Genomic DNA, 22,098 nt, shown 5'->3' on the forward strand with positions numbered 1-22,098 from the left:
TCAGATTTGTTTCAATGCTTTTCCGGCGGCGGCGATCGCCGTTTCGATATCTTCGTCGGTGTGTACAGCGCTGATGTACCAAAGCCCCCGCCCGATTACCCGCACGCCTTCCTCGTGCATGGCGGCGATGAATCTGCCAAGTTTGGCTTTGTCGGCAGTCAGCGTGTCGCGATAATCGCTGGTTTTTTCGAGGGTGGTGAAACTTGTCGCAAACATCGGTCCCGGCCCTTCTGCGAGCATGGGGTGCCCGCTTTCGGCTGCGGCTTTCCGCAAACCGGCCATGAGCTTTCTCCCCAGCCGGAACATTCGTTCGTGAGGCCGGTCGTTTTCCAGCACCGAAATCGTAGCCAATGCCGCGGCGACCGTCGGGTTACCGGCATTCATTGTGCCCGCGTGGATCACTTTCGCCTGCTCGATCAGCCGCATCCACTCATACTTACCCACAATGGCGCTGATAGCGTAGCCGCTGGCTATGGCCTTGGCGAAAACCGAGAGATCGGGTGTGACGCCAAAATACTCCTGCGCGCCCCCAAGCGACAACCGGAAACCGGTAATGACCTCGTCGAAAATCAATGCGATATTATTCCGGGAACAAATATCCCTTAATCCCTGCAGGAAGCCGGGTCCTGGTTCGATGCATCCGTTATTGCACATCACCGGCTCCGTGATGACGGCCGCAATTTCGTGGCCCCGCCGGGCGACGGTCCGCTCAACCAGCGCCAGGTCGTTCCAGGGTAAAATAATGAACTCGTGCTCCACACCTTCCGGCAACCCCTCTGTCCAGGGAAAGACATTAGGCTGCTCGCGGCTGCCCAACGCCTCCGCCGACGGCGTACTGACGCCCCAGCAGACGTTGTCCATCCAGCCGTGGTAATGCCCCTCGAAACGCAAGAACTTGCTTTTACCGGTCCGGGCGCGCGCCACGCGAAAAGCGGTTTGTACAGCCTCGGACCCGTCCAGGCAGAACCGCATCATCTCCGCCGAGGGGATCAGCAGGTTCAGCTTTTCGGCGAGTTCCACTTCGCGGATATGCTGACCGGCGAAGAGCTGTCCCGCCCGGGAATATTCCTCTACGGCCCGTAGCACCTCGGGATGGGAATGTCCGAGAATGAGGGGCCCCTGGCTGAGCGTAAAATCGAGGTACTCGTTACCATCGACATCGTATATAAGGCTCCCGCGCCCGTGCGTATAAAAGAGTGCGTGCGGGTGGTTGTATTTCCTGAATTCGGAAGAAACGCCGCTGGCGAGCACTTTTTTTGGCCCTTTCAAGCAATTCGGCGGATTTCTGGTAGGTTTTCATTGCAAATAGGCTTTAACTTTTTCGGCTGAGTATTCTTCCGCCAGGTCACGGATCTCCTGGTTGAACCGGGCAAATGCTTCGTCCCACCGGCGGCCTTCCCCATTTTCGTAGGGATAAAGTCCGAGATTGTTGTGAACACCCCGCGCACCTTCCCGTACCATACGCTGCATGACCGCCGGGACGTCGGTACTGTTGTCGAGTTGCGGGAAAATCCGGGCGAGTATTTTTTCATAATCATTCAGCCCCATGTAATCCAGGCGCCGGAAAATACCCATGAGCGTCATCCACGAACCCGCATCGTAACGGAAGGCCTTATCGATTTCCTCACGGGTGGCATTTCCGGCTTCGAGCTGGTGAAATATTTCCCGGTAAACGGCGTACATCAGGCGGTTGGTAATGAAGCCCCGGATGTCTTTTTTCAGCAATGTAGGCTCCTTGCCCCAATGGTGCGCCATTTCAAAAACCTGCTCCGCGAACCGGGGATCGGTTTGTCCGCCGCAGGTAATTTCCAGAAAGCGGGTCATGAATGCCGGCTCGGCCCAATGAATACCGAGGAACCGTGCGGGGTGCTCCACATACTTCTGGAAGCTCGCTGATCGGTATCGCCGAAGTGTTGCTGCCGATAACGCAGTCGCGGCCGACCGAACCGGTAATTTTTTGATACACAGCAGATTTTATCTCAGGCTTTTCGATCACGCATTCGATCACGAGAACGCAGTCGCTCAGAACCGAATAATCCTCCGAAACGGTCAGAGCGTCCAGGCAAGGTTGTACCGAACCGATCAGCCCTGCTCCGACGCATTGCCGCAGCTGGGCCGCAATCCGCTCCGGCGCTTCCCCGGCTTCCGGCGCGATGGGCGCGATGGCTTTGACCGGGTGCCCCGCCGCAAGCAACGCCGCGACAATGCTGCTACCCATCAGCCCCAGCCCCACCACGCCCACCGGAGCCAATTTCGACGGTTCGTTCATAGCGATGGATCAGGCGGGCAGTTTGACGATGCAGTCTATTTCGACTTTGATATTTTCGGCCAGCACCGACTGGACCGTCGTGCGGGCCGGCTTGATGCCCGGAAAATAGGAGGCGTAAACCGCATTGTAGCGGTCGAAGTCATCGATATCAGCCAGGTGTGCCGTGCATTTGACCACATTTTCTATGGTTCCTCCGGCTGCACGGATAATCGCCGCGATGTTGTCCAGTGTGCGTGCGGTCTCCTCTTCGATCGTGCCGAGAATGAACTGCGACGTTTTGAAATCGACCGAAGCCTGGCCGCTGACAAACAGGAAGCCATCCACCACCACGCCGTCGGAATAGGCGCCGGTTGCGAAGTCGGGATCACGATCAGGATGAGCTATTTTTTTCATGAAAACAAAATATAATTCTATAAAATATCATCTTCACAAAAGTACATATCACCCCTCTTCGCGTTCTCCTACTTTTCGCTGGATTACTGATACTATTTTTTACCCGCTTTCAGGCGTTCAGACCGCCGTCCATGAGGATATTTTCGCCATTGATGTAGGCCCCCGCATCGGACGCCAGCAGTACCACCAGTCCTTTGATATCGTCCTGATTCGCCATCCGACGAAGCGGGACTTTTTTTGCAGTAGTTGCTTAAAAACGCTTCCGGCTGGTTGTTGAACAGCCCGCCGGGACTGATGCAGTTGAACCGCACGTTTTTTCCGGCATTCATCTGCGCCATGTAGCGCGTAAGATTGATGAGTCCGGCGTTATGAAAAAAGTAGTCGGGCGGCAGATCGCCCATACCTGCGATGCCTTCATAGTTGGATAAATCGGGACCGAACATGCCCATCATCGAGGCAATACTGATTACGCTTCCGCCTCCGCTCCGAACAATCAAATCCGTCATTTCCCTCAGGATGTCGACCATTCCGGTCGCATTCACCTGCATCGATTCCTCAAACTGGCTCAGCGGCGCATGGTAACCCCTCATCGGCCGCGACACCGCGTTGTTCACGAAGCAATCCAGCCTTCCGAATTTCTCCATAACGCCGGCTTTCAACGCCATCACCGATTCATGCACGCCCTGATCCGCCTCCATCGCGTGCACATCCAGCCCGCGCCCACGGAACACCGCCGCCGTTTTCTCCGCCGATGCCAGCTCCCTGGACGTCGTAATCACCGTGGCATCGGCCTCCCCGAGCCCCTCCACAATGCACTTCCCATAATTTCCCGAACCGCCCGTAACAAGTACAACTTTGTTTTTAAGGCTTAGTAGTTGTTTGACGTTCATTGGAATTAGCTGTAAGCTGTAAGCCGTAGGCTGTAAGCTGTAAGTTTTATAGTAATTTAATTCTTGGACGATCTTGAACGGCCCCGGAATCGCTTAAAGCCTAATGCTTAAAGCTTAAAGCTTATAGCCCCACAAAAACCTCCTGTCCATCTCGCTCCAGACTTTCCTTCGCTCCGATAATCACCTGCATGATCCGCTCGGTTTTCTCGAAATCCAGGCGCGGCCTGCCCTCTTCCAGCGAGCGGACAAACTCGATGATAGTGTCGCGGAACATCGAGTAGGAATTGCGGATATCGATCAGTTTCCAGCTGTTTTCTCCGAAAAGCGAAATCTGGAAGGTGCCTGTTATGTTCATAAATAAATGCAGCATAATGTCAGGCCCGTCCTGTATCCTTAACTGAATAATCTCCCTGTCGGGTCCGCCGATATGTCGCACCGAATGCGGTATGGGATCGCCGAGAATGGCGAAAACGCCTTCCAGTAAATGCACACCGTACTTTTTCCAGTCTTTCTTTCCTACCGCCGTCACCAGTTCCAGCCTGCCGAAAGACCGGATCTCCTGCCGCGCAATGCGGCATTCGTTTGCGTAACGCATGGACGAACACGACATCAGGAACTTCCCGGCGCGGTGCTGCTCCGCGAACCAGGCAAGGTCCTCGCGGGAATAAGCCAGGGGTTTATCGATAAAAACCGGCACACCGGCTTCGAGAAATGGCCGCGCCATTTCGCGGTGGTTTTCAGGGTCGTCGCGCGCCAGGATCACCGCATCGACCTCGCCGGCCATCTCCGCCAGGCTCTCGCTCACGTTTTCGATGCCCGCGCTCTTCGCGATGCTTTCAGCGATTTCCGCCTCCTGCGCCCACACATGCGTGACCCGCGCCCCGCGAATACCCAGCGTATCGCGGTTAGCTTCGAGATAAGCCGTCACCGCCGGATACCCTACCCGGGCAATTTCCTCCCCGTCAAATACCCCATTGATAATCGCCGACCAGGAGTAAGGATGCGCATTGCCGGCGCTCATGCCGATGATGCCAATGTTCATAGTTGGGCTTTAGGCAATAAGCTTTAAGCAATAGGCTCTAAACTTATGCTCACGGTTAAAACTGTCCACAATAAAAATTCTCCGAATAAAATCTACCTAAGCATACAGCTTAAAGCTTATAGGCTACCTAAGCCACCCCTCCCTGTCCCAATGCGGCAGGTCCAGGAACTCGGGGTTGGGGTAGGCCATGCGGCTGGCGGTTTGCAAGGTCTGGTGGTCCATGTCCGGGCCGCCTGCGGTCGCCAGCGCCTGGTACAGGTATTCCGGCTTGTCGATCCCTACCAGCACCGAGGCGATACCTTCGAACGACAGCGCGAAACGGGTGGCAAGCGTAGGCAAGTCGGAAAACGAACCGCCCAATAACGAATGGTAGCCGGCAATATGCCGCTCTACATCCGCCAAAGCCGGATGCAGGCCCTTTCCACGATCGCTCAGCAAACCCTTCATCAGCACCGACCGCGCCACAATGCCCACCCCGCTTTTGCCGGCATCCCCGAAACAGGCCGCATGCCGCTGGTCCATCAGGTTGAACGGCAGCTGGATCACATCCCAATGCCCTCTGGCGATAGCTGAGGCGGTTTCCGAAGCCAGATATGTCGAAACGCCCGTCGCACGGATAACGCCCTGTTTTTTCAAATCCTGAAAAGCATCGGCAATCGCCTCGTTTCCAAGTATTTCCAAATCGGCATAATGCAGCATGTAAATATCCACAAAGTCCGTTTGCAGCTCGTGGAGGCTTTCTTTTAGTGAGTTTTGAATAAAATTTTTGAGTGCATGATCCGGCGGAAGGGCGCCGCTTGAATCGCGGAAGTGCCTGCATTTGGTCGCCAGCACGATATCCTTCCGTTTCGAGGCAAAGGCCTTGCCCATAATGGTTTCGCTCTTACCGTATAACCTCGCCGTGTCATAGAAGTTGATGCCTTTTTCCAGCGCCTCGTGCAACAATGCGATCGCCTCGCGCTCCGAAAGCATATCCGCGTGACTGCGAACGCCTATGCCATACGGAACACCGATTTCCACACCGCCGAAGGCGATTTCCGAGACCTCCAGACCCGTCCGTCCCAATGCCTTGCGTCTCATTCGGCGTTCTGGTTTTCGAGATAGGAAGAAGATCGCGCGGCGGCCGACGAACCGAAGGCATTTGCCAATTCCTGGCAATACCTCGTAAGTCCCACTACGTCCGCGCCCACGCTCACGAACTGGTAGCCCATCGCAACCAGGTCGCCGAGATTGCCCGGGCCGCCTACCGTTCCCGCAAACTTGCCGTATTTACGCGCCACCTCCGCGACGCGCCTACGCGTTTCGAGCAACTTGGGATGGTCCCACCGGCCCGGCGCGCCGATGCCCTGGCTGAAATCACCGGGACCAAAGAAAAGCATATCGTAACCATCCAATGCGGCAATCGCTTCAAGGTCTTCGAGCGGTTCGGGGTCTTCGATCTGGAAAATAACGAACCGTTCCCGGTTGGCTTCGTCGAGGTAAGCATTGAAATCCATCGCGGTATAGGCGCCGTCGGCATTACCGCCATCTATCGGCCGGCGGCCGACGGGATGGAACCTGGTCATCTCAACGACTTTACGGGCATCCTCGAGACCCATGATATGCGGTACCATAATGCCCGTGGCGTCCATTTCCAGGGGTCGCACATAATCGCTGTAACTCCCGCGCGGCACGCGAACGAGCAGGTCCGTATCCTGCGATTTCGAGGCCCACACACACGCCGCCAACGTCGACCAGTCGAGCCCGATATGCTCCTGATCGGCCCAAACGCAGTCGAAACCGCTTAATCCAGCAATTTCGGCCACCCTTGGTTCGGAAAGATTCATTTTGAAGCAACTGACAGTTTCGCCTGCCCGCAATTTGCGCAGTACCCGGCTCGCACGCATTTTCAATGGATGTTCGGATTAATATTAATCGGATGTAATGTAACCCAAAAGTAGCGGCTCGCCAATTGGTCCGCTATTACTTTTATGGTTGATTCTGATACTATCTTTCACATTTGCGAATGCGCTGCAAATCCGTTACTTTAAGATAGTATCAAATCGCACGTTCATGACGGTTCCGCTTCCAGGTTTGCCGAGGAGCGGCACAGTGAATGTTCCAACGACCTCATCCGCGAAGTAATTAAGGGAGAAGCGCAGTATTACAAAGGCTATAAAGATGTGATAGCCGGCACTATAAACAGGAAGAAATCATGGGTAGCAGCGCCCTGCAATCCGTGCTGATCAATGGTCCAAGCCAAACAAATTGAATATTAGCGTTGTTCAATTTTCAAAATCGCATAGGCCGCCGCAGCCATTACATCGTAATCAGCTACGGTATCGCCTAACGGGTCTCTGTTTTCAAACATCCCTGCCAACAAGGGCAGATCATCCCTGTTTCCCTTAGCGGCTAATGCCATGGCCATTTCGGAGCGTTCTGCTTTTGTTTTGGCTGAATGGTATTTCAAAACGGACGACCTGATCGCCGAAACGGCCGCCCCGGCTGCATTTGACGCCGTCAGCCATGCTGCGCTCAGCAGGAATACTCGGGCAGGCGAAGTTTCCGGCTCCCTCGACGCGGCTTCGGCCAGCCGTTCCCATTGTGCCGCATTCAGGTCTCCAAACTGTCGGAGCGCGTAGGCAGAGATCGACTTTTTTGTCCAATCCGAACCCGATAACGGTGTTAAATTTTCTATCAATTCATTCTTCACCACATCGGGCCGCAGCGCCGGGTCGAATGCGGTGCTCCACAGAGTATAGATCGCCAGGGCCGGTTGACTGCCCCCGAGCGCCCGCATCGTAACACCGGGCGCTTCGGCTTGCACCGAAGTGCGGAGTTTAGCCAGCGTTTCAGCCGCATGAATACGGTCCGGGCCGTTTTCATCGAGAAAAGCCGCCTTGATCCGGTTTAACCAAACCACCCTTTCATACTCGCTATCAGCACATTGAAACAACACCCGCCAGATACCGACCCGGTATGGCGGCTCCGTTCCATGGTACTTTTCCTCATTCAGGAACACCTGCTTCACACCGTCGGGATAACCGGCCCAAAGCAGGTATTCCGCTGCGTGAACTTTTACCCATTCGGCCTGTTCGTTCAGCACTTTGCGCAGCAGCGCTACGCAGGCTTCGGGTTTTACCGGTTCCTGCGCGACAACGTTGTTTGAAATAACCATAACCAGGAAGATGATACCGAAGCGCATGTTTTTTCGCATTACCAGCTCGTCCAGCCGCCGTCTACCGCAAGGTTATGCCCGGTAATATAAGTCGAAGCACCGGAAAGCAGGAATGCCACCGCCCCGGCGATTTCGGGTGCGCGGCCAATACGGCCCAGCGGTGATTTGGCGGAGAGCCGGGCGATAAAACCAGGGTGTTCTTCCTGTACCTTCGGGTTAGGGAACGGTCCGGGCGAAATGCAGTTGCAGCGAACCTGCGATTTACCGTAATGAACGGCCAGGTAGCGTGTCATTTGGATGATACCGGCCTTGCCGACGCCATACTCGACCGGATTGCGGTGCATGGGCTGTTCATAAATCTCGGGATAAGGCGATACCGACCCGTACATGCTCGAAAACAACACCATACTACCCCTTCCCGCCGCGGCCATCGCATCGCCTACCTGTCGTGCAAGCGCCCATGTGGCAGTCAGGTTGCCATGATTGACGCGGTCGAAATCGGATTCGGTCAATGCGTCCATAGCCTTCGCCGTAGTAAATGCGGTCAGGTTTACCAGCCCGTGCGGCGCGCCCGTTTTCGCGATCCATTCCCGCACCAGACCTTCACAGGCGGAGATATCGGCCACATCCGCACCGGCGGTTGCCACTTTTCCTTCGAGCCCCGCCTGTCCGGCAAAAGTACCCGCCCGATCATCCAGGTCCACGCACAAAACCTCAGCGCCGAGCCCGTGTAATGCCGTTACGACCGGCTGGCCCAGATAACCGGCCCCACCGAAAACCCAGATCCGCTTCCCGGTCAGGTCAAACAGCTCTTTCATTTGATTATTAATTTAGAAATCAATCACTTGCCAATTTCGAGAATCGTTCCTGCAATATGCCTTGTACCATTATCGATGTTGAAGTAATAGGTTACCAGCACCTGCTTGTCGTTCAACTGAACGGCCCACGGGTAGCCGATGTCGTAACCACCCCCATCTTCCCTCAGTACGATTTCCTTTGCAGTCGCGAAGTCGGTGCATTCGGCGTTCAGCACACGTGCCCGAATCCCGAATGGTTTGTGCCGGTAACCGTAAACCAGCAATACGCGCTTGTCTGGCAGGCGCATGGCTTGCAACGGATGGCCCTGGAAGCCCATTTTTTCCCATTTCCCAAACGTTTTGCCCCCATCGGCAGAGCGTGCGATGCAAGCCTGATCATCCAGGTCGGCGGTGCGCAGGAAGGCCACCAGGTCGCCCTTCGGTGTCTCGTAAACCGAAGTTTCGTTGAATGACGCTTTCTCGTCGGAGGCCACCACGGACGAATATTTCCAGGTAAGGCCTTTATCGTCCGACACAAGCAGATGATTGGAGGTTCTTTTCGGTTTATTGGACTCGCTTGCCGCAACTACCCAGAAAATACGTCCGTTCTTTCCTTCGTACATCGCTCCGCGGTTATAAGCCGCAACCGGTTTTCCAAAAACGTCCAGATTGATTTCAGGCTCGATATGCGGCGGATAAACGGGCCCTTTCCACGTTTTGGCGCCGTCGGTCGAACGGAGCAGGTAGCCGCCAAGGAAAACTGCTCCGCCGGTTTCAAAATACGGCTGTCTCAGTTTTTCCATACCATCGGGGCGCAGGAATGCCCAGCCGTAGCTCGCGCAGAGCAGCGTGCCGTCGCGCAATTGCAGCAAACACGGGTCCTGCGACCCACCCCAGGCATGTGCGTACAGCAAACCGGGCTCCTTCGACCAGTTGACGCCATCCCTGGACGTTACCGTCACAAGGTAGCTGTTGGGATCGACGTGACTGCTCGATTTCTCGCCGAATTGCCGTCGCTCCGGCGCACGCCGGAATGCGACAAGGATTTCTCCGTCTTTTTTCTTTACTACCGAAGGAAATGTGGAGTAAAATTGCTTGTCTTCGTAAATAACCACATCACGCACCTTTCGAATGCCCGGTACGCTGTCGGCGGGCATGCCGGCCATCGCCATTTGCGAGGCGAGCATTAATGTAGCAAACAGTTCTTTTTTTAAGATATACCTCATCTGTCGTCTGTTGTAATTCGAACAATCCTCTAAAAAAGTCGCTTACCCGGCCAATCCTCCTCCTGCCACGAGCCATCGCCCGGGCGGTTGTCCCACAGATCGGCGCCTTCGAAGATTTGCCTCGGATCATTCCCTTTACCGAACTTCTCCGGGAGCGGACGATATGAGGCGGGAACGCCATAAGCCAGGGAATCCGGCGGGATATCGCTCATTACCACCGCTCCGGCCCCTACGAAAACGTTATCGCCGATGGTCACTCCGGGCCCGATCGTGACGCCCCCGCCGATCACCGCATGGTTACCGATGATCGCACCGGTCACTTCCGGCCCGCGCATCGGCATCATGGCATTCAGAAAATTGACACCCGGACCAACAAATACCATATTACCGATGACCGTACGGCTCGGGATGTAGACGTGCGCCATGATCTTCACGCCCTTCCCGATCCGCAGCCTTCCTTCCAGCGTCGTACCATGGAGGATCACTACCCTGTCGCCAATTTCGCATTCCGCGCGTATGAGCACATTATGCCCGCATGTGAAATGGTCGCCTATAACGGTATCAGCATAAATGACCGTTCCGCTGTGCACGCGCACCCCGGCGCCGATTACCAGCGGCTTGCGCCAGCCCGGGTATCGATAACCCAGCATTACATTCGGCTCGATTCCCGCATCAGGGCCGATCCGGCAATTTCTCATTTCCGGGACGTTTTGCATCTCATTAGCATTTTGTGGCCCCACGGTAAATCCGGACCTTAAATCTTTGTGGAATCCTTCACGTCGGTTTCGACGGCGGTCACCGGGCAAACTGGGCGAGTTTGTTAATAGCCACCACCGAGCAGGCATCGCCGCCCGGGGCCTTATAAGGCGGTACGTTGCCGCGGTAACGGAAGTAGCCGGGTCGTCGCAAGCGGTGGCGTCGGGAATGTAGCCGTACGAGCCGTCGGTGTAGCCACCGGTAAGCACGCAAGGCAATGCCGCTTCCTGCTTGATTTTCAACCCTGTTTTTACGAAAGGTTCGTAAGGCAACCCGACAAATCCCACATCGCCGAAACGGGCTACGACGATGCTGATCGGCAGCTCTGTGGGGACGTTCCTGAGGTTGCGGGTTTTATGCTGGTCCAGTGCCCACACATACCACGGCCGCACCGACTGCACCAGCCGGGCACGGTAAGGTGGAGTGAGGGCCTTCGGAAAATTCATACCCACGCATTCGTAGGTATTTTCATCGCCGGCATCGCCCCTCTTTACAAAATCGTCTATCGACTCGAGGTCCCTTCGCAGGCTCGCCTCGTCCGGTAACGGCGCCAGCGGGATATACACCGGCTCGCGGCTCCATTCCAGTCCCGAACGTTTCGATTTCCGCAAGGATTTGGCGGCAATCACGAAGGTTTCGCCCAGCTGTTCGCCCAGCAGACGTGCCTGTGCGATGGTGCCTGTGAGCATATGTTTGGCATTGATATCGCCCCCGCAGCCCTGCACGAAAGCCACCGGCGCACCGCCGAGGTATTCCGACAAAATCTCCGAAGCCACCTGAGGAAATTGTCCGTAACTCATCATTTTTTCGGGATTGTAGGCCGCTACGGGATGTCCGGTAAAGAACGAGAATGCGGCAACAGGCCTGTCGGACCGGTTTTTAAACACCACCACCATAGCCTCGGGGTCGATCAGGCCACGGTAACCTTCGCCAACCAGCATGCGGTCTTCCTCGCGCATAAAATAGGTTTTGCCATTGGGCCGTCTGCCGCGGCGGTTGTAAGTAATGCGGTTTTCCTCGGCCATGCCCCATTCCACCGTCACCGGTTCGAGACTTCCGGCCATTTGCACAGCGGCTTTCCGCAGTTTTTTCAAAAAATCCTGTCCCAATTCATAATTCAGCATCTGCGGACTGCCTGTTTCGGGAACCGCAGCGCTGTCCACATGCATCCAAGGAATGGTATGGTTATGCGACGAGGCCGTAACCACCGCCTCCGGCGGAATCCTGAAAACCTGCGACAGGATGTTCACACAGGCGTTATGTACGAGGCCGCTCTCGACAGTTAATGCGGAAGTAAGGAAACAGAGGCGGTCCGGGCCTTCTTCGAGCAGGATGATCGTCGTTTTCAGATCCCCGTGCACCACTTCGATTTTGTTGCCGGTTTTGGTATGACCGGCGGGAGTGCCTGGTCTGGGCGTAACGGCGAATGTCCGGCCTGCCGCTTTCAGCCCGTCGGCGGCCCCCGGGTGTGCAATACCCGATGCCAGCGCAATGAGAATACCAACGCAGATTTTTTTCATCATTTCATAAAGGTTCGGGAATAACAAGGTATTATGGCTGGTCCGCCGGTTCCAGCGTGGTAACCGGTTCGGGCAGATTTTTAGGTTTGATTCGGAAAAGAAGCCAGGCGCAAAAGAGCATCGTCAGCGCAGCCACCTGGAACATCGCGCTCAGGTTCACGTCGGCATCGCGCAGGGCCCCGCCCGCATAAATGCCGATGCCTCCTACCACGCAGCTGAAAAGGTTCAGAATGCCGTAACCCGTCGCGAGGTAGCGCTGGTCGGCTACCATGCAGAGGATGGGCATCATATTGGCGTCCAGGAACGGCCGGGCAAACGCATAAATCATGAAAGCGGCCACAGCGACCCACAATATACCTGTATTGCTGGCAATGAAAACCGCGGGTGTGGCGACCACAAGCCCCAACGCCGGCAACAGTATCCGTGCCCGTTTATTGGTTTTATCCCAAAAATCGGCGATAGCGCCGCCGGAAAGCACACCGACGAGCATCGGAATGAAAAAATAGCTGGTAGCGTAAATCCCCCGCCTGCGTCTGGCTCAGGTTAAAATGCTCTTTGTAATAAGTCGGAAGCCAGCCGTTGATCATCCAGCTAACAACCCCGAGCAGTCCCCAGGCTGCCAGCGCGATAAGATAGGCGGGCTGCCTGAAAAGGTTACGGACCGCATCGGCGAAGCCAGTCACCTCTTCACGCCGGGCCGTTTCGCGTTGCCGGACGGGGGCGTCTTTCAACGAAAATGCAAGTATCAGCGCGTAAACCACGCCGATCACGCCAAAAACAACGAATGCGAAATTCCAGGTGCGGCTTTCGGCCAGCCAGCCGCCGACGAAGCCCAGGCTTTGCCCGATATACACACCCGCCATGTGAATGCCCGTCGCCCGGGAACGCGTGCGCCCGCGGTGATAATCGACGATCAGGGCCAATGCGGCGGGGATGTAACAGGCTTCGCTGATGCCCATCAGTGCCCGGGTGACGAGGAGTTCCTCGAATGTGGTAGCCCGGGACGTGAGCCAGGTTACCAGCGACCATACGAACAGGCTGCCTACGATAACCCGGCTTCGGTTGAAACGGTCGGCCAGGTACCCCGCCACCGGACTAAGCAAGCCATAAATCCACAGAAATACCGAAGTCAGCAACCCAAACTGCGCCTCGCTCATGGGAATGGCCGCAATAATCGACGACCGCATGGTGGTGATCATCATGCGGTCGAGATAATTGAGCCCGCCGACGACGCAAAGCATTGCTACAACCAGCCAGGCGTAGGAAAACAGTCGGGATTTAGGATCAGTCGTGCCTGTTGCCATGCAATCACATTGGGTTAAGTAGAACGGGGCCTTTACAAAATTATCTTCCGGCAAATGGGCGTTCCTCTACTTTTTTGGGATTAAGTGATATTATCTTTCAAAATACCGGACAACAGCCGCTAGTTGAATTTCAGCGAATACAAATCGCCGTCCCTGATCGTTATCCGCATGCGGACCGGCCTGGACGACAGCCGGGAAACGTCCGCTCCCCCCTTCCACCGCACCACGCGGCTGATCTCGTTACCGATAATGGCGGGGCATTCCTCCAATGTAAAACCCGGAATAGGATTGCCGGAGGCATCCTGCAATTCTATTTTCAGTTCGCCGGCTGCCGAGGTCGAGTAGTTGATTTCCAGCTCCCTGCCTTCAAAAGTAAATGGCTTCGTGAGTACCTCGCCTCCCTTGTAAGGCGCCGCGAGCGAGGCGAATCCGTCGATACGCATCGAATAGCGCTTCAAATGCGCCGTAGGCTGGGCATATTCCTCGTTCACGAAAACCGACATTTCGGTGTCGCTTGTTTGTACCACGTTCAGGGCAGGATAATTCGAGCGCGAAACCCAGTTGGCGAGGCCTATTCCGGGCCGGATGAACGACTCCATGAAAGTCCGGTCGTAAACCGCCCCGCCCCGGCTCGACATCAGAATGGCGTCGGAGCAGTCGTTGTAATATTTGGGGTTAACGTTCAGGCGTTTGGCATCGTCGTCCGAAACCACCTGCCGGTTGGGCATAAACCGGGCCCCGATTGCCAGGTAAATGTGCGGCGCGCGGTAATAGGGGCTTGTTTGCTGGGTGTACAAATGTTCCGGCGGTGTATCGCCGAAGGTCATCGGCGTAGGTTCCGACCAATGGATAAAATCGTCGGAAGTCGTGCGGCTTACCGAACGGTAACCATTGAAGCCGTCGCCCGTCCATGTGCGGAAATAGCAAACATATTTCCCTTCGTTTTCGGACCAGAACGAGACATTCTGCGAATCGAATAATCCTTTTGTGAACACGCTTCCGGAGGCCATTTTCTTCCAGTGAATACCATCCGGCGAAGCGTAGGCCACTAAACCGCTCTTTTTCGTCCCGCCCAGCGCCTTGAAGCGCTCTTCCGGTTTCGCTTTCGGATTTTTATCCAGGAAGGGGCTGAAATTATGCGTGACAGGCGGCTCGCCCGCCAGAATCGTGTTATTCTTTTCCGAGCCGTCGACCTTGTTGATGCCCAGGTCCGGCTTCACCCAATGCGTGCCGTCCTTCGATTCGGCATAGCAGGTCACCTCCGAGTCGTTACCGTCGGCACCGGCGTTGCGCACGCCCCGGTAATAGGCCCTGAGCAGCTCGCCGTCCCGGATAATGGTGCAATAGCCACTGAAATTGCCTTCCCAGGGCTTGTCGAATTGCAGGACCGGGCCTTCGTTACGCGGATGATGCAATTGCAGGGTTACATTTTGCAAGCGGTCGATCAGGTAATGATCGACAAATATTTCTCTCCTGCTGCCCAGTTCCAACGGCTGCTGGGCCTGGCAAAACGAACAGAAGAGTATGCCGGTCACCAACGGTAAAAGTTGCGGTTTAGGGGTCATAGGGGTTGTTTTTTAGTACAAATTCAATCCTTCACCAGTCGCACGGATAATCCGGCGGTCATCACAAAACTCTTCTTTTCCAGCCGGTTATCCCGAAACGAAAGCGTACGACAATAGCTATTGTCGACCAGGTAGCGCGTCGTGCTCCACCAGTAGCCTGCCGTGCCGGCTTCGAAAAACGGCCCGCCGTAATAGGCAGGGCCTTCATGGCTGCGGTACCCGCCGGGAAGGGCATTGAAATAGCTTTGGTTATTTCCGTTACCTCCGTTTTTCCATCCTTTTACGGCTTTCAGGCGCATTCCAGCCGCTTCGGCCCCGCCCAGCTCATCTGCCAACTGTTGCCATTCGGCATCCGACGGCACGTGCCAGCCTTCCGGAGCGAGCTTGCGTTTGTCCATAACCGCCCAGAAGTTGTACAACTTGCCCAGGCCCTTCGCCTTGACCGCATTCTGGCCGTAATAACACCACGCGGGCCGGCCTTCGATACATGCTTTTTCCCATGCCTCGTAGGTGTTGGCTTCCATAATCGGGTCGCCGTTCCGGAACTTCGTCACAGCCAGGTTTTCGGACGTCCATTCCTGGCGGCCAATTACAACGGATGCGGGGTCGATTTCCAGCCGGGTATTTCCAACCGCCGCCATAAGTATCGGCAGGGTTAGTAAAAAGGCTATTTTAAAGCATTTCATCATTTCAAAAATCAATTAAATCCACACTATTTGAAGCGAACGGAATACAGATCGGCATCTTTGAGATAAATGTGCAGTTGCACCGGCTTGCCTGCCAGGGCCGAAATATCGGTCTTCCCGTTCCATGCCACAGTCCGGGCGATCTCATTGCCGACCAGCTCTTCCGAATCGAGCAGCGAATATCCCGGCAGATCCTTGCCGTTTTCATCCTGCACGGCAATGCGTATTTCCCCGATGGCCGAAGTGGAATAATTGATTTCCAACGCCTTACCCGTAAACGTAAATATCTTCGTTTTAACCGCTCCTCCGTCGTAGGGCGCGTTGAGGCTGCTGAAACCGTCGAGCCGCATCGAATACCGGCGCAGATGGCCGGTAGGTTGCGCATAATCCTGGTTTACATACAACGACATCTCCCGGTTACCGACCGGCACGATGTTCAGCGAGGGGTAGTTGGTCCGGGCCGACCAATGGTTGAGTCCCATTGCCGGGCGGATAAAAGCCTCCATAAAAGTACGGTCGTACACATTCCCTCCGCGCGAAGTCATCAGGAAGGGTTCCGAGAGCCCCTTATGCTGTTCGGGATCCACTTTCAGTTCATTCAGCTGGTCCCGAGTGGCAATTTGCCGGTGCGGCACAAAACGCGAGCCGATGGCCACATAGATATGCGGCGCGCGGAAATACGGGCTCGTTTGCTGGGTGTAAATGTGCTCATAGGGCCGGCTGCCATAAGTCATTTCGACGGGCTTCGACCAATGAATGAAATCGGGGGAAGTGACACGGCTCACCGACCGGTAACCCCTGTCACCGCCGCCGGTCCAGGAGCGGAAATAGCACACGTACATTTGCTCGCTTTCCGACCAGAACGACACATTCTGTGAATCGAGCAGCCCGTCGTTGACGACGCTTTTTTCCTGCATTTTTTTCCAATGGATGCCATCCGCGGAAGCGAAGGGTACCAGGCCGGTTTTGTTAGTGCCCCCCGAAAGCCTTGAATTTCTCTTCGGGCCTTGCTTTCGGGTTTTTGTCAATGAAAGGGCTGAAATTATGGGTGAACGGCGCCTCTTCAAGAATAATGTTGTTGGCTTTGGAGCCATTGGCTTCCACAAGCCCGAGTGAGGGCTTCTGCCAGTTGATACCGTCCTTCGATTCGGCGTAGCAGGTGTTGTCTTCCTTTTTTCCACCGGCACGGATGTGGCCGCCGCGGTAATAGGCACGGTAGGTGTCGCCGTCTTTAAGGATCGTGATGTAAGCGGGCGCATCGCTTTCCCAGGGCTGATCGAAACGCATGACCGGCCCCTCGTCGCGGGGCGCATGCATAACGAACCTGGCGCCTTTCATTTCGCCGATCAGGTATCGATCGGCGAAGATTTCGCGACGGTCGCCCAATGCGATCGGCTGCTTTCCGCCCGGGCCTTTGAAACCACCGAAAAGGACTACTGCAAGTAACGAACCTGTTGTTTTTAATTGAACTTTCAGCATCAATAACCCGGGTTTTGTTTAACATAAGGTTCCAGACTTAATATCGTCTCGCCCAGCGGGAATAGCAAATCGTTCTCTGTCTTGCCTTTCAGCGAGGGCACTTTTTCCAGCGCTTTTCCAAACCTCACCAGGTCCCACCAGCGCTTGCCTTCATGCGCGAGTTCGAAAAGCCGCTCCTGTAAAATAGCATCGTCGTTGGCCGCTTTCGACCCGTTCACGAACGCATGGGCAGCGAATTTGGCCCCATAGGCCCGTTTCCGGATCATATTGACGGCCTCCGACGGATCTTGCCCGAGCCCGTTCTGCGCCTCGGCTTTCATAAGGATAATATCGGCGTAGCGGTAAAGGATCAGGTCATCGTACATCACGCGTACACCGCCCGTAATGAGGCCGGGCCACTTCTGGTCGGCATTATACATAAAGCTCGTTACGCCGTCTTTTGTCTGGTTTACTTCGATAAACGTGGCATTCTTGCGGGCATCGTCGTCGCTGAACTGCCTGGTTACCTCCCGCGACATCTGCCAATAGCCGTCCTTGCCCGAATAAGGCATGAGCTTGTCGATTACGCTTTGCGGTGTAAAAGGTGCCGTCGGAGCGGCGAGTGCCGTCACACCGCCATACACGGAGCGCCCGGCCGATTCCCCTTCCGCAAACCGCACCGCCAGGATTACCTCTTTATTTCCCTTGTTGGTAAAAGCGAAAACCTGGCTGAAATCGCCCAGGAGCTGCACGTCGCTCTTCTCCACTTCGGCAATGGCGGCCAATGCCGTATTGAAATCCGCCGCACCGCCATTCAGCTTTTTGGCCGTCCAAAGGAAAACATCCGCTTTCAGGGCGTTCAAGGCCGGTTTCGACCACCTTACGCGGCCGGTAGGAATGTTGTTGGTCGGGAAAAGGGCCAGTGCGCTTTCGATGTCCTTTTTTATCATGGCGAAAACCTCCGTTTGCGGTTTCCGCTCCTTGTAGATCGTCGAAGGATCGAAGCCCTCCGTCGGCTGATCGATGAGGATCAGATCGCCCCAGGTCTTCGTCATCGTGAAATACATGAATGCGCGCATGGCGTAGGCCTGGGCAAGGATTTCGCTCCGGTCAGCCTCCGAGGCAAACTGGATCGAAGGCACATATTTCAGAATCAGGTTCGCGTCGTGGACAACCGAATACATGGCCGTCCAGTCGGGGCCCGGATTCACGCGGCTGAGGGCATTAGTGAACGCGTAGAAATTAATGGAAGGGTCGAACCCGAAATTCTGGACCCAGATTTCGCTCCTGGCCTCGCCCCAGATGAAAAAGTTGGTGGCCGCCTGCGTGCGCATGCGCACATACATGCCATTGAGCGCGCCGCGCGCCTCCTCGGGCGATTTCCAGAACGACGTGTTGGTGATCTGGCTGATCGGTTTCAGCGTCAGATCGTCGGTACATGCCGAAAACATCGTGACGGCCATCAGGGAGCCTATCAGTTTTCGCGTGATGGGTTTCATATACAATGCCGGTTTGGATTGTGGGGTTTTCTTAAAATGCAGGGGTGATCTGTACGCCGAATATAAAGTTGCGGGGCATCGGATAGCGGCCATTGTCGGTACCGCCTTCCTCGGGGTTCAGGCCGGTGAACCTGGTGAAGTATTTCAGGTTGTTGGCCGTCGCATGCAGTCGTAACGAGGCGATTTTCAGCTTGCCCAGCATCGACTGCGGGAAGTTATAGGCCAATGAAATCTCGCGCAGGCAAAGGAAATCGCCTTTTTCATAGTAATGCGAGTTTCCACGGTACAGGTTCGACTGCTGGTTCTGATCGGCCCAGTAGTAGCGCGGAATATCGGTGATGTCGCCCTGCTTCTGCCACGAACGCGTCACCGCTTTGGAAATGGCGTTCTGGCCAGAGAAATTGCCGAGCACGCGGGCTCTGGTCTCGTTGTAGATCATGTGGCCCAAGGTATAATCCATCCGGATCGTCAGCCCGAATCCCTTATAGTTCAACCGGTTGGTAAAACCGCCCGTCCAGGTCGGGTACGGATTGCCCATGTAAATACGGTCCTTGTCGTCGATAATGCCGTTCCCGTCCGAATCGAGCCAGTTCACGTCGCCGCCGTGCTTGGTTTTATCGGTACCTACCACAAGCATGTCTTTCGGGCCGGCAGCGGCTTCCTCGTCCGTGGAGTAAATGCCGAGCTGTTTGTAGGCGAACATATCCCCTATCCTCCCGCCTTCCTGCAAGCCGCCTTTCCAGGCGTAGGCGCCGGCATTCGGATCCCAGATGTTTACACCGCCGATGCGGTTGTTTTCGATGCCGTTATCGGGCAGTTCAAGGATTTTGATCTTTACATAACTCGCATTCAGCGAAGTAGTCCACTGGAATGCCGATTGCGGGGATAGGACCGATGCATTCAGCTCAAATTCGAGTCCCTTGTTTTCCAGGCTTCCGAGGTTAGTGAGAATGCTGGTAAAACCGGTGGTACGGGGCAATGCAAGGTCGGTGAGCAGGTTATCGGTCACACGGCGATAGCTATCGAATATGCCGGAAACGCGGTTATTGAACAAGCCGAGATCGAACCCGAAATTAAGTGTTTTGGAACGTTCCCATTGCAGCGCAGGGTTAGCGAGCGCCGAATTATAGATCGCCGCATCGCCGAAATAGCGGTTTCCCACGTCATAGGCTCCCTGCGCCTGGTAATTGCCCAGGCCGCTGATGTTCCCGTTCACGCCATAACTTCCGCGTAGTTTCAGGCTGTTGACCGCCTGCGGCATGCCTTTCCAGAAATTTTCCCGATGGAGGTTCCAGCCCAGCGATACGCCGGGGAAAAAGCCCCATTTGTACTCCGCGCCGAGGTTCGAGGCGCCGTCGTAGCGGGCATTCACGCTCAGGAGGTATTTCTGGTCGAAATTGTAGTTAATCCTGCCGAAATAGCCATACAAAAGCTGCTCCGATTCCGAGCCGGTGACGCTCCACGGCGTTGCCGAGGCGTTCAGCGTGGGGATAATGTCGGTAGCCGCATTACGGCCGACGGCGGTAACGTCGCGGTTCATGGCCTTGAAGTACGAATACCCCACAGTGCCCTCGAAATGGTGCAGATTAGCAATGGATTTGACATAGTTAAAAACCGCATCGGCCTGCCGCTGGACGAGGTTCGTTTCGGCGAACGTCGCCTCCCGGTTCTGGTTCAGCACGAGCGGGCCGTCGAGGTACGATTTCAGGAAGCTCCGGCGCGCGAAGTTGTTGTTGATCAGCGATACCTGCGGACGGAACGTCAGCCCGGGAACGATCTCCCATTTTCCGCCCACGACAAACATATAGTTATCGCGGCGGCGTTTCGCGTCGTAGCGACTGATGTAATAGGCCGGGTTACCGTTGGTAAAAAGGCGCCCCGGCGCGAGCGAACCATCCTCGAACTGGTATTTCGATGTTTGGGCGGTGTTGATATTGTTTTTGAAAACCACTCCCACATCGGGCACCTGGTTATCGTTCACATTGGCATAGTTGAGCCGGCTGAAAAAATTGAGGTTTTTGGTAACCTGCATATCGCCGTTCATATTGAGCGTCACGCGCTGGTAATCCGTATTGATGGAAATACCCTGTGCATTGAGGTACCCCAGGCCCATCGAATATCTGATCTTCTCCGAGCCGCCCGATACGGACAGGTTATGGTCGTGGGTATAGGCTCTCCTGAAAATGGTTTTCTGAAAATCGGTGCCTTTGAATATCAATGTCTTGCCCGGATCGAGCGGGTCGGGTGCGGTTTCCCATCTCGCTCCCCACTGGTCGGCGGGTAGACCAAGCAGGTGCTCGTTGTCCGCGTTGAGGTACATGGTGGTGAAAGCGGTTTTATTCGTCAGGTCGTTGCCTGTGCCGCCGGCATTGGCCTGGGTAAGAAAGGCCAGCGTGCTTGGCGCCTTCACGCCGCTCGCCGCGATTCCGAGGCGCATAAATTTGATAAAATCCTTCGCGTCGGCCAGTTCGTAAAGTTTTCCGACTTTGGAACTGGTCAGGTTGTAATTATAGGATACCTGCATCCGGCCGCTTTTGCCCGATTTGGTTTCCACTATTATCACCCCATTGGAAGCCCGCGAACCATAAATGGAAGTAGAAGCCGCATCTTTCAACACCTGTATCGACTCGATATCTGCAGGGTTGATATGGTCCATATCGCTCCGGATCACCCCATCGACCACATATAATGGTGTGGAGCCGTTCGGGTTGTTGATGGACGTTCCCCCGCGCAGGATCACGCGCGGGCGCTCGCCCGGCTGCCCCGATGTGCTCTGTACGCGCAGGCCGGGAACCGTTCCCTGCAACGCGGACGCCGGGTTCGCATAGGTAACGTTTTGCATTACACGTGTGTCCAGTTTGGCGATGGAGGTCGTCACCGTTTCCCGCGACTGCGTTCCGTACCCCACCACTACCACCTCGTCCAGCACGGAAATATCCGCGACCAGTTTCACATCCACCACCGATCCCTTACCTGCGGCCACTTCCTGACTTTTATAACCGATAAAGGAAAAGATCAGCCGGGCGTCGTCGGAAGTAACATTAATGGAATAACTTCCGTCCACATCGGTACTCGAGCCGGTGGTGGTACCTTTCAGTTGCACATTGACCCCCGGCAGCGGCTCGTTTTTTTCGTCCGTCACCTTTCCGGATATTTTTCTGGACTGCTGGGCAATGACATCCGCATTGCCCGGCAGTACCAGTAACAACAACCAAAGAGCGTACCTACAAAGAGAAAGATTTAATAAAATTTTCTTTTGCATAATTATTAGCTTAGAAGGTTTTGCAACACGAGTATTTGACAAAATTACCTTCTAGCAAATCTGGGTTCCGCTACTTTTGTTTGCTTTTGTAATACTATTTTTCAAGCGGATATGTGCGGGCTGTTACTCGCTTCGCAAACTCTTTACAGGGTCGGTTAATGCGGCGCGGAAGCTCTGCAAACTGACCGTCAGCAAGGCGATGGCGATCATGAGCGCACCCGCTGCCAGGAAGAGTCCCCATGATATACCGACTTTAAACTCGAAATTCTGCAAC

General features: G+C 55.2%; 21 protein-coding genes and 1 pseudogene. All 22 read right to left on the minus strand.

Annotation, left to right across the window (positions count from 1 at the left end):
- Complete coding sequence (locus ABV298_RS30800) at positions 1-1,269, minus strand: aspartate aminotransferase family protein (RefSeq protein WP_353719947.1); 1,269 nt, start codon at positions 1,267-1,269, stop codon at positions 1-3.
- A gap of 27 nt (positions 1,270-1,296) precedes the next feature.
- Positions 1,297-1,824 carry a 3-hydroxyacyl-CoA dehydrogenase family protein gene (locus ABV298_RS30805; protein ID WP_353719948.1) on the minus strand — a complete coding sequence of 176 codons (528 nt, stop codon included), beginning with the start codon at positions 1,822-1,824 and terminating at the stop codon, positions 1,297-1,299.
- Positions 1,757-2,269, minus strand: coding sequence for a 3-hydroxyacyl-CoA dehydrogenase NAD-binding domain-containing protein (locus ABV298_RS30810; RefSeq protein WP_353719949.1), 513 nt, complete (start codon positions 2,267-2,269; stop codon positions 1,757-1,759). The genes ABV298_RS30805 and ABV298_RS30810 overlap by 68 nt, the downstream gene beginning before the upstream one ends.
- Positions 2,270-2,278: 9 nt before the next feature.
- Positions 2,279-2,662 (minus strand): Rid family detoxifying hydrolase, encoded by a 384-nt coding sequence (locus ABV298_RS30815; RefSeq protein WP_353719950.1) that lies wholly within the window; start codon positions 2,660-2,662, stop codon positions 2,279-2,281.
- A 109-nt stretch (positions 2,663-2,771) separates the two neighbouring features.
- Positions 2,772-2,879, minus strand: coding sequence for an SDR family oxidoreductase (locus ABV298_RS30820; RefSeq protein WP_353723276.1), 108 nt, complete (start codon positions 2,877-2,879; stop codon positions 2,772-2,774).
- A 124-nt stretch (positions 2,880-3,003) separates the two neighbouring features.
- Positions 3,004-3,552 (minus strand): annotated as a pseudogene (locus ABV298_RS30825) (SDR family NAD(P)-dependent oxidoreductase); the annotation flags it as partial.
- 121 nt (positions 3,553-3,673) lie between these two features.
- Positions 3,674-4,594: a Gfo/Idh/MocA family oxidoreductase gene (locus tag ABV298_RS30830; RefSeq protein ID WP_353719951.1), complete on the minus strand. Its 921-nt coding sequence runs from the start codon at positions 4,592-4,594 to the stop codon at positions 3,674-3,676.
- A 123-nt stretch (positions 4,595-4,717) separates the two neighbouring features.
- Positions 4,718-5,674 (minus strand): aldo/keto reductase, encoded by a 957-nt coding sequence (locus tag ABV298_RS30835; RefSeq protein WP_353719952.1) that lies wholly within the window; start codon positions 5,672-5,674, stop codon positions 4,718-4,720.
- Entirely contained in the window at positions 5,671-6,480 is an 810-nt protein-coding gene (locus ABV298_RS30840; protein ID WP_353719953.1) for an aldolase/citrate lyase family protein, read from the minus strand. Before ABV298_RS30840 ends, ABV298_RS30835 begins: the two co-directional genes overlap by 4 nt.
- 368 nt (positions 6,481-6,848) lie before the next feature.
- Complete coding sequence (locus ABV298_RS30845; RefSeq protein ID WP_353719954.1) at positions 6,849-7,778, minus strand: hypothetical protein; 930 nt, start codon at positions 7,776-7,778, stop codon at positions 6,849-6,851.
- Positions 7,779-7,789: 11 nt separating this feature from the next.
- Positions 7,790-8,569 carry an SDR family oxidoreductase gene (locus ABV298_RS30850; protein WP_353719955.1) on the minus strand — a complete coding sequence of 260 codons (780 nt, stop codon included), beginning with the start codon at positions 8,567-8,569 and terminating at the stop codon, positions 7,790-7,792.
- Between the two features lie 23 nt (positions 8,570-8,592).
- Entirely contained in the window at positions 8,593-9,774 is a 1,182-nt protein-coding gene (locus ABV298_RS30855; RefSeq protein WP_353719956.1) for a sialidase family protein, read from the minus strand.
- Between the two features lie 29 nt (positions 9,775-9,803).
- Entirely contained in the window at positions 9,804-12,053 is a 2,250-nt protein-coding gene (locus ABV298_RS30860) for an acyltransferase (RefSeq protein WP_353719957.1), read from the minus strand.
- Between the two features lie 28 nt (positions 12,054-12,081).
- Complete coding sequence (locus ABV298_RS30865) at positions 12,082-12,540, minus strand: hypothetical protein (RefSeq protein ID WP_353719958.1); 459 nt, start codon at positions 12,538-12,540, stop codon at positions 12,082-12,084.
- Entirely contained in the window at positions 12,491-13,354 is an 864-nt protein-coding gene (locus ABV298_RS30870) for an MFS transporter (protein ID WP_353719959.1), read from the minus strand. Before ABV298_RS30870 ends, ABV298_RS30865 begins: the two co-directional genes overlap by 50 nt.
- Positions 13,355-13,473: 119 nt before the next feature.
- Positions 13,474-14,919, minus strand: coding sequence for a hypothetical protein (locus ABV298_RS30875; protein ID WP_353719960.1), 1,446 nt, complete (start codon positions 14,917-14,919; stop codon positions 13,474-13,476).
- A 23-nt stretch (positions 14,920-14,942) separates the two neighbouring features.
- Entirely contained in the window at positions 14,943-15,560 is a 618-nt protein-coding gene (locus tag ABV298_RS30880; RefSeq protein ID WP_353719961.1) for a fibrobacter succinogenes major paralogous domain-containing protein, read from the minus strand.
- Between the two features lie 71 nt (positions 15,561-15,631).
- Positions 15,632-16,522, minus strand: a complete 891-nt coding sequence (locus ABV298_RS30885) for a hypothetical protein (RefSeq protein WP_353719962.1) — start codon at positions 16,520-16,522, stop codon at positions 15,632-15,634.
- A gap of 52 nt (positions 16,523-16,574) precedes the next feature.
- Complete coding sequence (locus tag ABV298_RS30890) at positions 16,575-17,084, minus strand: hypothetical protein (RefSeq protein WP_353719963.1); 510 nt, start codon at positions 17,082-17,084, stop codon at positions 16,575-16,577.
- A complete protein-coding gene (locus ABV298_RS30895; RefSeq protein WP_353719964.1) occupies positions 17,084-18,562 on the minus strand; it encodes a RagB/SusD family nutrient uptake outer membrane protein in 1,479 nt (492 codons plus the stop codon). The genes ABV298_RS30890 and ABV298_RS30895 overlap by 1 nt, the downstream gene beginning before the upstream one ends.
- Positions 18,563-18,593: 31 nt before the next feature.
- Positions 18,594-21,770, minus strand: a complete 3,177-nt coding sequence (locus ABV298_RS30900; protein WP_353719965.1) for a TonB-dependent receptor — start codon at positions 21,768-21,770, stop codon at positions 18,594-18,596.
- 177 nt (positions 21,771-21,947) lie between these two features.
- Positions 21,948-22,097 (minus strand): hypothetical protein, encoded by a 150-nt coding sequence (locus ABV298_RS30905; RefSeq protein ID WP_353719966.1) that lies wholly within the window; start codon positions 22,095-22,097, stop codon positions 21,948-21,950.
- Position 22,098 lies beyond the last annotated feature (1 nt).

It is taken from the genome of Dyadobacter sp. 676 (assembly GCF_040448675.1).
Classification (GTDB): Bacteria; Bacteroidota; Bacteroidia; order Cytophagales; family Spirosomataceae; genus Dyadobacter.

Excerpts from the sequence above, each read along its gene's own strand:
- ABV298_RS30875 (WP_353719960.1), bottom strand. The coding sequence starts at position 14,919 with ATGACCCCTAAACCGCAACTTTTACCGTTGGTGACCGGCATACTCTTC.
- ABV298_RS30880 (WP_353719961.1), bottom strand. The coding sequence starts at position 15,560 with ATGGCGGCGGTTGGAAATACCCGGCTGGAAATCGACCCCGCATCCGTT.
- ABV298_RS30820 (WP_353723276.1), bottom strand. The coding sequence starts at position 2,879 with ATGGCGAATCAGGACGATATCAAAGGACTGGTGGTACTGCTGGCGTCC.
- ABV298_RS30845 (WP_353719954.1), bottom strand. The coding sequence starts at position 7,778 with ATGCGCTTCGGTATCATCTTCCTGGTTATGGTTATTTCAAACAACGTT.
- ABV298_RS30835 (WP_353719952.1), bottom strand. The coding sequence starts at position 5,674 with ATGAGACGCAAGGCATTGGGACGGACGGGTCTGGAGGTCTCGGAAATC.
- ABV298_RS30855 (WP_353719956.1), bottom strand. The coding sequence starts at position 9,774 with ATGAGGTATATCTTAAAAAAAGAACTGTTTGCTACATTAATGCTCGCC.
- ABV298_RS30840 (WP_353719953.1), bottom strand. The coding sequence starts at position 6,480 with ATGCGTGCGAGCCGGGTACTGCGCAAATTGCGGGCAGGCGAAACTGTC.
- ABV298_RS30805 (WP_353719948.1), bottom strand. The coding sequence starts at position 1,824 with ATGACCCGCTTTCTGGAAATTACCTGCGGCGGACAAACCGATCCCCGG.
- ABV298_RS30895 (WP_353719964.1), bottom strand. The coding sequence starts at position 18,562 with ATGAAACCCATCACGCGAAAACTGATAGGCTCCCTGATGGCCGTCACG.
- ABV298_RS30810 (WP_353719949.1), bottom strand. The coding sequence starts at position 2,269 with ATGAACGAACCGTCGAAATTGGCTCCGGTGGGCGTGGTGGGGCTGGGG.
- ABV298_RS30865 (WP_353719958.1), bottom strand. The coding sequence starts at position 12,540 with ATGCTCGTCGGTGTGCTTTCCGGCGGCGCTATCGCCGATTTTTGGGAT.
- ABV298_RS30830 (WP_353719951.1), bottom strand. The coding sequence starts at position 4,594 with ATGAACATTGGCATCATCGGCATGAGCGCCGGCAATGCGCATCCTTAC.
- ABV298_RS30885 (WP_353719962.1), bottom strand. The coding sequence starts at position 16,522 with ATGCAGGAAAAAAGCGTCGTCAACGACGGGCTGCTCGATTCACAGAAT.
- ABV298_RS30890 (WP_353719963.1), bottom strand. The coding sequence starts at position 17,084 with ATGCTGAAAGTTCAATTAAAAACAACAGGTTCGTTACTTGCAGTAGTC.
- ABV298_RS30850 (WP_353719955.1), bottom strand. The coding sequence starts at position 8,569 with ATGAAAGAGCTGTTTGACCTGACCGGGAAGCGGATCTGGGTTTTCGGT.
- ABV298_RS30815 (WP_353719950.1), bottom strand. The coding sequence starts at position 2,662 with ATGAAAAAAATAGCTCATCCTGATCGTGATCCCGACTTCGCAACCGGC.
- ABV298_RS30870 (WP_353719959.1), bottom strand. The coding sequence starts at position 13,354 with ATGGCAACAGGCACGACTGATCCTAAATCCCGACTGTTTTCCTACGCC.
- ABV298_RS30860 (WP_353719957.1), bottom strand. The coding sequence starts at position 12,053 with ATGATGAAAAAAATCTGCGTTGGTATTCTCATTGCGCTGGCATCGGGT.